This is a genomic window from Enterococcus sp. AZ140 (assembly GCF_051714405.1).
In the GTDB taxonomy this organism is placed as follows: domain Bacteria; phylum Bacillota; class Bacilli; order Lactobacillales; family Enterococcaceae; genus Enterococcus_B; species Enterococcus_B pernyi.
In genome coordinates this window covers 2,612,868-2,626,377 of record NZ_JBIORU010000001.1, presented here as the reverse complement: position 1 = coordinate 2,626,377, position 13,510 = coordinate 2,612,868, and the positions used below count along the sequence as shown (strand labels likewise).

At 38.9% G+C, this 13,510-nt stretch carries 13 protein-coding genes and 1 pseudogene; 11 read left to right on the top strand and 3 right to left on the bottom strand.

Annotated elements, in window-relative coordinates:
• Nucleotides 1-223 precede the first annotated feature (223 nt).
• The 3 genes from IGJ39_RS12020 (at nt 224) to IGJ39_RS12010 (ending at nt 2,133) form a co-directional block, all read left to right on the top strand.
• A complete protein-coding gene (locus IGJ39_RS12020) occupies nt 224-505 on the top strand; it encodes a hypothetical protein (protein ID WP_438764830.1) in 282 nt (93 codons plus the stop codon).
• 360 nt (nt 506-865) lie between these two features.
• The gene (locus tag IGJ39_RS12015; RefSeq protein ID WP_065096655.1) at nt 866-1,459 is read left to right on the top strand and encodes an RICIN domain-containing protein; all 594 of its coding nucleotides are present in this window, start codon (nt 866-868) and stop codon (nt 1,457-1,459) included.
• Nucleotides 1,460-1,533: 74 nt separating this feature from the next.
• Entirely contained in the window at nt 1,534-2,133 is a 600-nt protein-coding gene (locus tag IGJ39_RS12010; protein ID WP_195273336.1) for an RICIN domain-containing protein, read from the top strand.
• A 100-nt stretch (nt 2,134-2,233) separates the two neighbouring features.
• Here IGJ39_RS12010 and IGJ39_RS12005 read toward each other — a convergent pair whose 3' ends face one another.
• Together IGJ39_RS12005 and IGJ39_RS12000 are read right to left on the bottom strand one after the other, a co-directional pair.
• Nucleotides 2,234-2,902: a DsbA family protein gene (locus IGJ39_RS12005; RefSeq protein ID WP_065096657.1), complete on the bottom strand. Its 669-nt coding sequence runs from the start codon at nt 2,900-2,902 to the stop codon at nt 2,234-2,236.
• Nucleotides 2,903-3,016: 114 nt separating this feature from the next.
• Complete coding sequence (locus tag IGJ39_RS12000; RefSeq protein ID WP_438764827.1) at nt 3,017-3,592, bottom strand: CYTH domain-containing protein; 576 nt, start codon at nt 3,590-3,592, stop codon at nt 3,017-3,019.
• A gap of 130 nt (nt 3,593-3,722) precedes the next feature.
• Between IGJ39_RS12000 and IGJ39_RS11995 the strand changes: the two genes are divergently transcribed.
• The 4 genes from IGJ39_RS11995 to mgtE are packed head-to-tail and all read left to right on the top strand — an operon-like array spanning nt 3,723 to nt 7,483.
• The gene (locus tag IGJ39_RS11995; protein ID WP_019722324.1) at nt 3,723-4,427 is read left to right on the top strand and encodes a GTP pyrophosphokinase; all 705 of its coding nucleotides are present in this window, start codon (nt 3,723-3,725) and stop codon (nt 4,425-4,427) included.
• On the top strand, nt 4,405-5,202 hold the full coding sequence (locus tag IGJ39_RS11990; RefSeq protein ID WP_010734258.1) for an NAD kinase: 798 nt from the start codon (nt 4,405-4,407) through the stop codon (nt 5,200-5,202). Before IGJ39_RS11995 ends, IGJ39_RS11990 begins: the two co-directional genes overlap by 23 nt.
• Nucleotides 5,203-5,204: 2 nt before the next feature.
• Entirely contained in the window at nt 5,205-6,104 is a 900-nt protein-coding gene (locus IGJ39_RS11985; RefSeq protein WP_438764825.1) for an RluA family pseudouridine synthase, read from the top strand.
• A 17-nt stretch (nt 6,105-6,121) separates the two neighbouring features.
• Nucleotides 6,122-7,483, top strand: a complete 1,362-nt coding sequence (gene mgtE, locus IGJ39_RS11980) for a magnesium transporter (RefSeq protein ID WP_010734260.1) — start codon at nt 6,122-6,124, stop codon at nt 7,481-7,483.
• 65 nt (nt 7,484-7,548) lie between these two features.
• On the opposite strand, the gene IGJ39_RS11975 is transcribed toward mgtE, so the two are convergent.
• Nucleotides 7,549-8,190: a copper homeostasis protein CutC gene (locus IGJ39_RS11975; protein ID WP_438764823.1), complete on the bottom strand. Its 642-nt coding sequence runs from the start codon at nt 8,188-8,190 to the stop codon at nt 7,549-7,551.
• Between the two features lie 193 nt (nt 8,191-8,383).
• Between IGJ39_RS11975 and IGJ39_RS11970 the strand changes: the two genes are divergently transcribed.
• The 4 genes and pseudogenes from IGJ39_RS11970 to recD2 all read left to right on the top strand — a co-directional run.
• Nucleotides 8,384-9,241: a methyltransferase domain-containing protein gene (locus tag IGJ39_RS11970; RefSeq protein ID WP_041684305.1), complete on the top strand. Its 858-nt coding sequence runs from the start codon at nt 8,384-8,386 to the stop codon at nt 9,239-9,241.
• A 229-nt stretch (nt 9,242-9,470) separates the two neighbouring features.
• Nucleotides 9,471-9,974 carry a tRNA (cytidine(34)-2'-O)-methyltransferase gene (locus tag IGJ39_RS11965; RefSeq protein ID WP_010734263.1) on the top strand — a complete coding sequence of 168 codons (504 nt, stop codon included), beginning with the start codon at nt 9,471-9,473 and terminating at the stop codon, nt 9,972-9,974.
• Nucleotides 9,975-10,300: 326 nt separating this feature from the next.
• The gene (locus IGJ39_RS11960) at nt 10,301-10,954 is read left to right on the top strand and encodes a histidine phosphatase family protein (RefSeq protein ID WP_438764821.1); all 654 of its coding nucleotides are present in this window, start codon (nt 10,301-10,303) and stop codon (nt 10,952-10,954) included.
• Nucleotides 10,955-10,972: 18 nt separating this feature from the next.
• Nucleotides 10,973-13,295 (top strand): annotated as a pseudogene (recD2, locus tag IGJ39_RS11955) (SF1B family DNA helicase RecD2); the annotation flags it as partial.
• Nucleotides 13,296-13,510 lie beyond the last annotated feature (215 nt).

The following is a 13,510-nucleotide window of genomic DNA, read 5'->3' as shown; positions in this document are numbered from 1 at the left end:
ATGTTATAAATGTGAGGAGATGAAGGGGTGTTGATTAACAATAAAGGACGAGGATAAGGAGATGATTCATTACCAACTATAGGTTTTCTAATTAGAACGAAACATGTACATATATTTTTTGATTTTGTTATTTAGAGGTAAAATGGATTTCTGGTTAGAGCATAAAAAAATTTTATTGACCGATTATGGAAACAAAAAGAGAAACCCGATCAATAAATATTAGATGGAGGAACAGAAATTGTCGAAATCAACAAAAAATATCCTTATAGTAGGATTAGGTGTTGCTATGTATTTATTTACTGCGTATGTTTATAAGCATGTGAGCGTGTTTGCAGAGCCATTGGATCAATTGTATCAATCGGATTCTGCCGTCGTTCAAGGGTTTGCCAATTTGATGATCTTCCTATTATTTACTCCTGCACTGAGAATCATTAGTCTTCTTATCTGCTTGCTTTTACTCGTTGTTGTGAATAAAAAAAGAAAGTCGAGTCATTCTGCTGTTTAAGGAAGTTAGTCCGGCAGTGTGTATTATTTATAACTTAATAGAAGTAATTAGAGAATTGTAGGTGTTTCAAATAGCCGACGATTCTCTTTTTTATACAGTTGGCAAACAATATATTTTTATGTTTAATAATAAAAATAAAAAAACATAAAAAGATTCATAGTAAATTTACTTTTTATTGTGCGTGAAAAAGCAAAAATAGCCTATAAAACAAGCGCTTTTTATTATAATTAACGCACTTATTAAATAAAAAATAAATAGTGTTGTATTACCACTCAAAATAAATTTACTAAATAAAAACATGGCATACTGTGTTCAACAAATCGATTTGTATCAAACAAAAAACAAAAAGGAGAACAAAAAATGAAAGTGTTCACAAAATTAATGGTAGGAGCATTTGTAGCAACGGCATTAGGAGTAGTCGGAGGAAGTCAAACAGTCTCGGCAGATTTGGATCAAACCATACCAGGTTCTAATGTTGCGGACGCCTTTAAAAATAAAGTGGTGAGAATTGAAAGTGCAATGGATTTGGACAGGGCGTTGGATTGGGATCAATCTAATCTTGACCAAGTAATCATGTACAATAATACTGGCTCATGGAATCAAAAATGGAATATGTTTTATGATTCTAGTGCTGATACATATACTATCTCAACTGATCCTCACCAGATCAATGGCTATATCAGATCAGCAGAATTGGCTGTATCTGACAAAGTTTTTGACAGTAAAGGAAATCCAAAGATTGCTACGACTGGATTAAAAGTAAATTGGAAACTTTACAGAGTAGGCGATGCTGTGGGTGCGGGTGTTTATGTTTTAAAAAATGCTGAATCAGGTAAAGTATTAGATCTGGAAAATGGTAGCCCGTACGACACGAAAGGCCTAGTGGCACGTGAAGGACAAGGTACTGGAACTGCTAGTCAACGATTTGTTCTTAGAGTAGTGGGCAACCTTTGATCCTTAGCTAGCTTTATTTCATTTAAATTGAAGAAAAACAAAAAAAAGACAAAAAACAAAAAGGGGAATAAAAAATGAAAGTGTTCACAAAATTAATGGTAGGAGCGTTTGTAATAACGACATTAGGAGTAATCGGAGGAAGTCAGACTGTCTCGGCAGGCATAGAAGAAAATATACCAGGATCTAATGTTGCTAACTACTTTAACAACAAAGTTGTAACGATTCAAAGTGAAATGAATAGAGGGAGGGTATTGGATTGGGATCAAAGTAATTTAGACCAAGTGATTATGTACAGTAATGCTACCTCATGGAATCAAAAATGGAATATGTTTTATAATTTTGCTACTGAGACGTACACTCTCTCAACTGATGCTCATCAGTTCAACGGATTTATCAAATCAGCATCCTTATCTGTATCTGAAAAATCTTTTGATAGCAAAGGAAATCCAAGAATTGCAACGACAGGTCTAAATTCAAATTGGCGATTGTATAAAGTAGGTGTAGATGATCTTTTAGGTGATGGACTTTTTGTATTACAAAATATTGAAACAGGTAAAGTACTGGATATTGAAAATGGCACTCCTTCACAAGGTCAGAAATTAGTTGCTACCGAAGGAGAGGGACGTGGTACATCAAGTCAAAGGTTCCGTATTCATGTTGTAGGAAATGTTTAACCATAAACATATATTTGATTTAAAAAAATAGTAAAAAAGACATAAAACAGTTTACCTTGTTTTGTGTCTTTTTATTTTGTGTGATACACACATCTATGATTTAATTTGAAAGCAAAGATAAATGGCTATTTCCGGAATGAAGTTGTGGATTCGTTGCTTGCAATGGATGGCTTTCAAACAGCTGATAGCTGTCTTCTTTTCCTTGACAGATCGCCATAATTTGGCGAACACTGTTCATGCCTTCAACTAATACTCCAAAATTTTGTTCACGATTATAATTATAAACAACAGCAGATGGATGTTTCTTTATTCCCATTTCACGGGCCATTTTTTGGTCTGAGAAAAATGCTTCTTTGACAAATTCAGATTGGCGATCTTCTTTGAACATATTTAGATCTCCAATTTCTGAAAAAATCGATTCAGAAAGCTGTTGAGAATATGGAATTTTTTTACAACTGACTGCTTCTTGTAAACGGCTAAGAAATTGTCTTCCTTTTTTCTTTCCTTGAAAATGCGCAGCTTTGCAATCTAATGCGGCTGAATAAGTAATGGAAAATAGTTTGTTGCGCTCTTCAAGATTAGTTTGAGAAATCCCGTTAGTCTGCATGACATCCCCGATTGTCTGCAAGTTAACTAGTGGTAGAAAACGAAATTGTACTTTGTCTTTCGGCTTCTCTCCATATTCCTCATCAATAAATTGAACGAGCTGTTGCTCTAAATGAAAGCAGTTTTTCCCCAATGGATTAACAAAAAAATAGATTTCGATCATACGAATCTCCCCCAAATTAGATTCTATGCAAATCATGAATAATATTCACAACGTATAACTTACCAGAAAATCCCGAAAAAATGAACTCATGAGCCTTATGAAAATGATAGAGTTCTAATTTTTGGCCTCAAACATTCGTTGGATTTTATTTTTTGAAGGATGATAAGGAATTCCTTGACGTTGAAGGAAGCGCTCAAATGCTACTTTTCCACTGGCAGCATCAGTGACTTCTAATTCTAATTCATAGTCGTGAAGGTGTTCCCCCAAACTTTCGTCAATGGCTAACAAGCCTTCACCAATAGGAAATTCAACACGCTTAGTCGTCAGTTCGCCAATTTTGAATAATTGCTTGGAATCAATTGATAGCTCATGAAGTTTTTGAAAAACAGCACCCGTTCGTGGTAGCGTCTGATCCTCGATCATTTTAGTGGCTTCTTGGAGCGTATAGGTGTCTGTTGTTTCCAATTTTCCTTCTGTAGTTGGTGTTTTTAATGTGTACTCCGCATAGGTATCTAATAAGCGGATACGTAACCCACAACCACGCTGTTTTAATTGGAAATCAGGCGTGTCATAATAAATATTGGTTTGGATATGGAAGGATTCCGTTGTAAGTTGATAGTGCGAAAGCAAACGCGTGTAATCTTCCTTAGTTAGCAATGTTTTAAATTCGATCTCTAACATTTCAGTCATTGGCTTCGCCCCTTTTCTTTTATTTTGCCTAATTTTTTGTTTTTGGTCAACTTCAAAGACAGAAGGTGCAAAAAAACTATGTTTATATGTTAGAATATCTATGAATGTTAACAAAGTAGAGGTATAGATTATGGAACGAGACTGGGAAGAGTTTTTAGCACCTTACGAACAAACAGTATCAGAATTAAAAGTAAAACTAAGAGGAATACGTAAACAATTTAGAGAACAAAATCGCCATGTCCCAATCGAGTTTGTGACGGGGCGGGTCAAACCGGTAGAAAGCATCGTTACCAAGTCTCAATTGCGTCATATCCCAATGGCGCGTTTAGAGGAAGAAATGTCAGACATTGCTGGGCTAAGAATCATGTGTCAATTTGTAGAAGATATCCATCAGGTGGTTGAGATCATCCGTAACCGAAAAGACATGAAAGTATTACAAGAGCGAGATTATATCACCAATAAAAAAGCGAGTGGGTATCGCTCGTATCATTTAGTGATCGAATATCCAGTCCAATTGATCAGTGGTGAAAAGAAAATCTTAGCAGAAATTCAAATTCGAACGTTAGCGATGAACTTTTGGGCAACGATCGAACATTCGTTGAATTATAAATATCAAGGTGTATTTCCGGAAGAAATGAGTGAACGATTACAACGTGCAGCGGAAGCCGCGTATCAACTCGACGAAGAAATGTCGAATATCCGTGAAGAAATCCAAGAAGCACAACGGTTATTCTCACATGGCAGAGGCAAATCTGAAGATGCCTATTATCGCTCATTGATCAATCAAGAGAATAAACATGAGGAGGCAAAAGATGAAGGTAGCGATCGTTCATAACAAGGAACCAAAAACATTAGCAGTCACCGAACGATTGAAAAATCTTTTGGCTCAAGCAAATATCAAAATCGACGATCAACAGCCAGAGTTAGTGATTTCAGTTGGTGGGGATGGGACGCTATTAGCAGCGTTCCATCAATTTAGCCATGCTTTGAACGATGTGCGTTTTTTAGGCGTCCATACAGGGCATCTAGGCTTTTATACGGACTGGCGGGACTATGAATTAGAAGAACTAGTCGATAGCCTGAAAACTAATCGTGAGCAAAGTGTCAGCTACCCGTTGCTGGACGTTCGAATCAGCTATTTAGATGATAAGCCTGATCAACATTTTTTTGCTTTGAACGAGTCGACAATCAAGCGTTCTAACCGAACGATGGTAGCAGATGTGTATATCAAAAACGAACTATTTGAAAGCTTCCGTGGTGATGGTTTGGCATTATCTACGCCTACCGGATCGACTGCTTATAATAAGAGTGTTGGTGGGGCTGTGATCCATCCAAGTATCAATGCATTTCAATTAGCAGAGATTGCTTCATTGAATAACCGTGTTTTTCGTACGCTAGGTGCGCCGATGGTCATTGCTCAAGATGAATGGGTGGAAATTCGTTTAGAGAATACCGCAGATTATTTGGTGACGATTGATCAATTGGACGTTTCAAAAAATAATATACGAGCCATTTATTATCGGATTGCAGAAGAAAGAATCCACTTTGCTTCTTATCGACATATGCATTTTTGGCACCGTGTGAAAGATGCCTTTATTGGTGAGGTTTAGCAATGGAGTTTACATGGATCTATGAAAAAGAGCAAGCGCAACAAGTAAAATATTTTTTAAAAGAAAAAGGGATCTCCAAAGGGCTACTAGCAAAAATCAAGTTTCAAGGCGGCACGATCATGGTCAATGAACAGGTTGAGAACGTCTTGTTTTCTTTGGCTCAAAATGATAAGGTAACCATTGTGATTCCAGCAGAAGGCGAGCATGAAACGGTTCTTTTAGACGAAACACCGATCGAGATCGTTTATGAAGATGAACATCTCTTAGTCGTCAATAAACCAGCTGGAGTATCCTCGATACCGGCACAATACCATCCTAATGGTACGATGGCGAATCGAGTGAAAGCTTATTATAAACAACAAGACTATGAAAATCAGGTGATCCACGTAGTGACTAGACTAGATCGAGATACTTCAGGATTGATGCTTTTTGCAAAGCATGGTTTTGCGCATGCCAAATTGGACGTACAACTTCGCGAAAAGAAGTTCGTCAAAAAATATCAAGCCTTGGTCAGTGGCGATGTGGCTACGTTGAAAGCGCATGGGCAGATCGATTTACCAATTGCTCGTGATATGACATCATTATTAAAACGTAAAGTTTCTTCTACGGGGAAAAGTGCGCAAACGGAATACTGGTTAGAAAACAGATCAGCAGAGATTGCACTCGTTGATATCCAATTGCATACGGGGCGCACGCATCAGATCAGAGTGCATTTTTCTGCGATCGGGTGTCCTCTTTTAGGCGATGACATGTATGGGGGAAGGATGGATCAAGACATAGCTAGACAGGCGTTGCATTGTTATGACTTACAGTTCTATCATCCGTTTACAGAAAAATTATTAGCATTCAAACAGCCTTTAGCAAAAGATATGGCAACAATAGTGAAACGATTTGAAGATTAAGGTGAGGTGAGATTGGTTTGGACGAAAATCAAGAATTAGAGGAAAGATTTGCCCAGTTAGCTCAAGATCTAAGAGAAAACAATATTCAAGATTTTAGAAATAACTTCTTGGAGATGCATATCTACGAACAGGGGCAATTCTATCAATCCCTTAAGGAAGCAGATCGTCAACAGATTTATACCTATCTTTCGCCAAAGGAATTGGCGGATATGTTCGATGTCATTGAAGAAGATAACGAATATATGAAGGAATATTTAGCAGAAATGCGTCCTAGTTATGCTGCGGAAATGCTCTCAGAGATGTATACCGATAACGCGGTCGATTTGTTGAATACATTAGATAAGAAACAAGTGGCGAAATATCTTAGCTTGATGGCAGCAGAAGATGCGAGCGAGATCAAAGACCTCTTGCATTATGAAGATGAAACGGCTGGGGCGATCATGACGACCGAATTTATTTCGATCGTTGCGAACCAAACCGTTCGTTCGGCGATGTATGTCTTGAAAAATGAAGCAGATGTGGCAGAAACGATCTATTACATTTATGTAGTCAATCAGGACAATCAACTTGTTGGGGTTATCTCGTTGCGTGATTTGATCGTCAATGATGATGATGCGATGATCTCTGATTTGATGAGTGAACGGGTACTGTCTGTTCACGTAGGCGACGACCAAGAAGACGTGGCGCAAACTTTCCGTGACTACGACTTTCTTGCGTTGCCTGTCACGGATTATGATGATCATTTATTAGGGATCGTGACTGTTGATGATATCATCGACGTTATCGATGATGAAGCAGCGAGTGACTATTCTGGACTAGCGGGGGTCAACGTCGAAGAAATCAATGAGAATCCAGTGAAATCAGCTTCTCGACGCTTACCTTGGTTGATCACTTTATTATTTTTAGGTATGTCGACTGCCTCTTTGATCAGTCATTATGAAGAATTGGTCAGTGAAGCAAGTATTTTAGCTGTCTTTATTTCTTTGATCACAGGGACGGCTGGAAACGCCGGTACACAATCGTTAGCGGTCGCTGTACGTCGCTTAGCGATTTCAGATGAAAAAGACCAAGGATTTGTTCGCTTGATCGTGGCAGAAGTGCTGACAGGTTTAGTGACTGGTGCTGTAACTGGTCTAACGATCTTCTTGATCGTAGGATTTTGGAAACAGAACTTTATTCTAGGCTTTGTTATCGGTATTGCGATGCTATTTGCGATCACAGTGGCAAATCTTGCGGGAAGTTTGATCCCGATGTTGATGGATCGTTTAGGCTTTGACCCTGCCGTTGCAAGTGGGCCATTTATTACGACCTTGAGTGACTTGACCAGTGTATTGATCTATTTCAATATCGCTTCGTTGTTTATGGGGTATTTTATGTAAGAAAATAGAGTAAAATAAGCGAAACGATTCTTATCTCAGACAAGAGTCGTTTCGCTTATTTTTGTTTATTCAGATAAAGGAACGATTTTGGTACCGTGGACTTCGTGTACGTCTAAAGCATCCGCAACTACTTGTGCATTATCTGAAGTAATACCACCACCAGGTAAAATGATGATTCGTCCGTCTGCATGAGCGATCAACTGTTTTAAGTGCGCAAAATTGTCTTCGATGTTTGTATCGGCAACACCGCCATGTGTCAAGATACGATGAACGCCATGTTCAACCAACCAATCGATGGCTTCGTATTGACGTTCTTGAGGAATCGCATCAAACGCCATGTGGAAGGTGATCTGTAAGCCTTCTGCGGAGTCGATCAAGACTTCCAGTGCTTCTTCATCTAACCAACCAGAAGGAGTCAAGCAACCGATCACTACACCATCAGTTCCTAGTTTTTTGGCTTCAATCAAGTCAGTGTGCATGATTTTCAATTCGATATCATTATAAACAAAATCGCCACCACGTGGTCGGATGATCGTCATCACAGGTACACTTTTTTCATTAGCGTAGCTCAATACTTCTTCAATGACACCAGTACTTGGTGTAGTGCCACCTACTGCTAGGTTGTCACATAATTCAATCCGATTGGCTCCATTTGCGATGGCTAACGGGATCGATGTATAATTCTCCGCACAAAATTCTTTGATCATATTCTTGCTCCTTTATAATGTCTACTTTTGTTGAAATTATACCATAGTTTTTACAGTTGCTAAAGCGCTCTTCAAACGGTAAGATGAAGGGGATAGCATGATAGGCAACATCGGATAACGAATGTTTTTAAAGAAAGTTTTTTATCTTTATATGACTATCTCACTACGTATTTTAAAGGAATGAATAATCACTATGTTAAAGAAAATAGACCAGAGTCGACTATTTTTATCAGAGAATGCCCAAATGTTCCGTTGCCCGTTATGTCAAGCATCCTTTTTATCGACCACGAATGGGCTTATTTGCCAAAAGAATCATCGTTTTGATTTATCTAAAAAGGGAACGTTGTATTTTTTATCTCACGCAATCAAAACCGAATATGATCAAGGTATGTTTGCTCCAAGAAGACGAATGATCCAATCAGGTATGTATCAACCATTGATCGAACAGTTAGCTAAGCATCTACCAAGTGATGCGACTGTCCTAGATGTCGGTTGTGGAGAAGGGAGCTTTTTGGCGGCCATCGATCAATTACAACCATTAAAACAAGCAATTGGCTTTGATATCGCGAAAGAAGGTGTCTATGCAGCCACTGAACAGCCGATGCAAGCATTTTGGTGTGTCGCGGATTTAACGAATTTGCCTTTTGCGGATCAACAATTTTCGACGATATTGAATATTTTCTCGCCTTCTCACTATCAAGAGTTTCAGCGAGTACTTGCAGATGACGGTATGGTATTAAAAGTCGTTCCACAATCAGGCTATTTAAAAGAATTACGCCAAGCTTTTTATCCAGATCAGCCAGAAAAACATCATTATTCTAACGAACGTGTTGTTGACAAATTCATGGAATCAATGGCGTCAGTGGAACGTCAACGTGTGACGTATGAATTTACGATTCCTGAAGAAAATCGCCGTGATCTCTTGGCAATGTCGCCATTAGAATGGCAAGTAGCAAAAGAAATAAAAGAGGCTCTGATGGAAGAACCCCTTAGAAAAATTACAATTGACGTAGAATTGTTAAAAGGAAATAAGAGAAAACGATTCCAATAAGAATATTATAGAGTTAAGGTTGCAAAAAGCGTTTAATGGTGATATAGTAGCAACAAGTTGTTTTTTCATTGGTTTTTATCAGGTTCCTGTTCTGATAAAAGATAGTGAAAAGAGCTTCACTAACGTAACGACTCGCAGTGACTGACACCGAGTTGATACGTTTTTTTTTATGCAAAAATCAAGATTTAGTCTAAAATGGATTTCACATATACATGAGAGGATGAATAGTATGAACCACATCGTTTTATTTGAACCTTTGATTCCAGCAAACACAGGAAACATTGCACGAACATGTGCAGCGACCAACACACCGTTACACTTGATCGAACCACTAGGATTTTCAACAGATGATAAACAGCTGAAACGAGCGGGGCTTGATTATTGGCATGATGTGGATATCACGTATCATGCAGATCTACCAGCATTTATGGCTTACTTAGGCGATAGAAAGTTACATTTGATCTCCAAATTTGCGAATAAAGTATACAGTGATGAAAACTTTGCAGATGGCGAAGAGCATTTCTTTTTGTTTGGGAAAGAAACAACTGGATTACCGGAACCCTTTATGCGCGAGCATGAAGAAAAATGCTTACGTATCCCTATGAATGATACACACGTCCGTTCATTGAATCTATCGAATACAGCGGCAATGATCGTGTATGAGGCATTGCGTCAACAAGGTTTCCCAAATTTAGAGTTAACACATCATTACGAAAATGATAAGCTAGACTAAAGGTTGTAAAGAGAGGTTTCGCTCCTATTGAGAAGACGAAGTTGAGAAAATAGTTTCTCTTGCTGCTCAACCTTCGTTTTGATGGAGTAGGAGCTTCCTTTTGCATTTCCTTGATCGAGGGTGTGGATGAAGTATATTTCGTGAACATCGCTGATCGAAAACAAGACTACATAAAGGATAGCACAGTTTTTTTACAGTCGATTTTTAGCGATATTCAATTGGCGAAAGCCTCTATTTTTTAGAAACAAGCTTTTCTACACGGTCCAACGGGAAAATCCTATATGATAGTATATATATACAAGTACGGAGTGAGGAGTCTAACATCTATGGAACTATACTTTACAAGACATGGTAAAACGGAATGGAATCTTGAAAGACGCTTTCAAGGAAGCCAAGGAGACTCACCGTTGTTACCTCAAAGCTATGAGGAGATCAAGACATTCGGCCAAATGGTCAAGTCTGTTCCTTTTGAAGCTATTTATTGCAGTACAGCAAAACGTGCAAAAGATACAGCAAAAGGGATCAATCAAGAATTGTACCATCCGACAGAGATCATTTATACAGATAAATTAAGAGAATTAGGTTTAGGAAAACTGGAAGGACAGTCGATCGAAGAGATGTACAAAAAATTTCCAGAGAACTTACCTAATTTACGAAATCATTTAGATAAATATGATCCAACACCTTTTGAAGGAGAGCCGATCACCGAAGCAATCACGCGGATCGAAGCCGTTGTTGCGGATGCAGTCTGTCAACATCAAGGGCCTATTCTATTTGTAGGGCATGGTGCCTCTTTAACTGCTGCGATCCAGTGGATGACTGGTAAAGAATTAAGTCAGTTACGAGAAATGGGGGGGTTATTCAATAGTAGCTTGACGATTTTAGAAACAGGAGAACCAAACAATCTGTTACCATATGACCTTAAAGTATGGAATCAGGTGGATTTTTTAGGTAATGGACAGCCAGAGCCTTTACTATAAATAAAGGAGGCGGCCTCGATGGAGCCAGAAGAAATGCCTTATTTTGTCGGCACAGTTGCCGCTATCTTTTTTCAAAATCCTAGTAATTTTTATAAAGTATTGCTCATCCAAGTCAGTGAAACAAGTGTTGATTATCGGGAAAAAGAAATTGTCGCAACTGGTAGTTTTGGCGATATCCAAGAGAACGAAGTGTATCGTTTTTATGGTGAGCTAGTTGATCATCCTAAATATGGCAGACAGTTGAAGGTAGAGCGTTACGAACAGGAAAAGCCGACGACAGCCAACGGGATCGTCAACTACCTATCAAGTGACAAGTTTCCCGGTATCGGAAAAAAAACCGCAGAGAAAATCGTGGAACTGCTTGGTGAAGATGCGATTGAAAAAATCATCGAAGATCCTGCGCAATTGCAACAGATTTCAGGTTTAACGAAGCCAAAAAGAGAAATGATTGCTGAAACGATCCGTTTGAATCATGGAATGGATCAAGTGATCATGGGGTTGAACCGTTACGGATTTGGGAGTCAATTAGCCTTTAGTATCTATCAAGCTTACAAAAATGAAGCGTTGGATATCATTCAAGAAAATCCTTACCAATTAGTCGAAGAGATTGAAGGAATCGGCTTTAAACGTGCAGATAACTTAGCGGAACAGATCGGCATTGCTGCTGACTCGCCACGACGCATCAGAGCAGCGATCTTGCACCAGATTTTCCAACAGGCGATCCAAACCGGTGATACCTATGTGCCTGCTGAATCTTTATTGCAGCAGACGATCAAAATCTTGGAATCAAGTCGTCCAATCGAAATCGAACCGGATCAAGTAGCGACTGTCATTATTCAGTTAGTGGAAGAGGGAAAGATCCAACAAGAAGAAACGAATCTATATGAAAATAGTTTGTATTTTTCTGAATGGGGGATTGGCAATTCGATCCAACGCTTGTTGAGTCGAAAAAAGGAAATCAAGTACGAACCAAAAGAAATTAAAAAGAATATTCGACGAATTGAGAAAATGTTTGGTATCCAGTATGGGGATTCACAAGAAGAAGCGATTTCTGAAGCGATTCGCTCACCACTATTTATCTTGACTGGTGGTCCAGGAACTGGAAAAACTACAGTGATCAATGGCATCGTTCATCTGTTTGCAGAGTTAAACGGCTTAGATCTTGATCCGACGAAATATACACAAGAGATTTTTCCGATCCTCTTAGCTGCACCTACAGGACGGGCTGCTAAACGGATGAATGAAACGACTGGCTTGCCAGCTAGTACGATCCACCGGCTTTTAGGTTTGAATGGTCGTGAGAAAACCCCTTCAATCAGTACGAAGGAATTAGACGGTGGCTTATTGATCGTCGATGAAATGTCGATGGTTGATACATGGTTGGCCAATACACTGTTCAAGGCGATCCCTACGAATATGCAAGTGATCTTAGTAGGGGACAAGGATCAGCTACCATCAGTAGGTCCTGGGCAAGTCTTGCATGATCTATTAGAAATCGATCAAATCCCTAAAATCGAATTGAATCAGATCTATCGTCAAGGCGATGGCTCAAGTATCATTCCTTTGGCTCATGAGATCAAAGAAGGAAGATTGCCAGCAGATTTTACGAAAAATCAAAAGGATCGCTCTTTCTTTGCAAGTGATGCGTATCAAATCGAACCATTGATTTCTAAAATCGTGGAAAAGGCGAAAAACAAAGGATTTACTGCACAAGATATTCAGGTGTTGGCACCGATGTATCGCGGTGCAGCTGGTATCGATGCCTTGAATAAAATGATGCAAAATATTTTCAATCCAGGCGGTGGGAATCGGAAAGAAGTTCACTGGAATGATACAGTTTATCGAATCGGGGATAAAGTACTCCATTTGGTCAATACGCCAGAATTAAATGTGTTCAATGGTGACATGGGGGTAATCACGGGAATTGTTTTAGCAAAAGATTCGGAAGATAAGGTGGACGAACTCGTCATCCAATTTGATGCCAATGAAGTGAGTTACAAACGAAATGAATGGAATAAGATCACCCTGTCTTATTGTTGCTCGATCCATAAATCCCAAGGTAGCGAGTTTAAGATGGTGATTTTGCCGATGGTTCATCAATACCAACGAATGCTCCAAAGGAATCTGTTGTATACAGCGGTTACTCGTAGTAAGGAATTATTGATTTTGTTAGGGGAAGAGCAAGCATATTTGACATGTGCAAAAAACGAATCCGCTGTTCGATTGACGACACTGAAGAAGCGGATCGAAGATAATGAAATGACTCTTAATCTGCGTACGAAATTAACCGCTTATGAAGATTCCTTGACAGGTGATGATCCATTTGAAGAAGGAACGTATTCGGCAGCCATTGAACAAGTGTCTGAGCCAACAAAACAAATAGAGGACCGTAAAGAGGCAACTGACCAAGCGCAGGAAGTTTCGCTTTTTGCCATCGAAGAAGAAAAAAATGAAGTGAAAGAAGCTGAAACGCCAAAATTACCTGATAATTACATTCTCACAACCGAAGCTGTGGAACAGCAATGGATTGATCCAATGATTGGTATGGAAAACATC

Coding starts and splice junctions, on each gene's coding strand:
- IGJ39_RS12020 (WP_438764830.1), top strand. CDS start 224: ATGGAGGAACAGAAATTGTCGAAATCAACAAAAAATATCCTTATAGTA.
- IGJ39_RS12015 (WP_065096655.1), top strand. CDS start 866: ATGAAAGTGTTCACAAAATTAATGGTAGGAGCATTTGTAGCAACGGCA.
- IGJ39_RS12010 (WP_195273336.1), top strand. CDS start 1,534: ATGAAAGTGTTCACAAAATTAATGGTAGGAGCGTTTGTAATAACGACA.
- IGJ39_RS12005 (WP_065096657.1), bottom strand. CDS start 2,902: ATGATCGAAATCTATTTTTTTGTTAATCCATTGGGGAAAAACTGCTTT.
- IGJ39_RS12000 (WP_438764827.1), bottom strand. CDS start 3,592: ATGACTGAAATGTTAGAGATCGAATTTAAAACATTGCTAACTAAGGAA.
- IGJ39_RS11995 (WP_019722324.1), top strand. CDS start 3,723: ATGGAACGAGACTGGGAAGAGTTTTTAGCACCTTACGAACAAACAGTA.
- IGJ39_RS11990 (WP_010734258.1), top strand. CDS start 4,405: ATGAAGGTAGCGATCGTTCATAACAAGGAACCAAAAACATTAGCAGTC.
- IGJ39_RS11985 (WP_438764825.1), top strand. CDS start 5,205: ATGGAGTTTACATGGATCTATGAAAAAGAGCAAGCGCAACAAGTAAAA.
- IGJ39_RS11975 (WP_438764823.1), bottom strand. CDS start 8,190: ATGATCAAAGAATTTTGTGCGGAGAATTATACATCGATCCCGTTAGCC.
- IGJ39_RS11970 (WP_041684305.1), top strand. CDS start 8,384: ATGTTAAAGAAAATAGACCAGAGTCGACTATTTTTATCAGAGAATGCC.
- IGJ39_RS11965 (WP_010734263.1), top strand. CDS start 9,471: ATGAACCACATCGTTTTATTTGAACCTTTGATTCCAGCAAACACAGGA.
- IGJ39_RS11960 (WP_438764821.1), top strand. CDS start 10,301: ATGGAACTATACTTTACAAGACATGGTAAAACGGAATGGAATCTTGAA.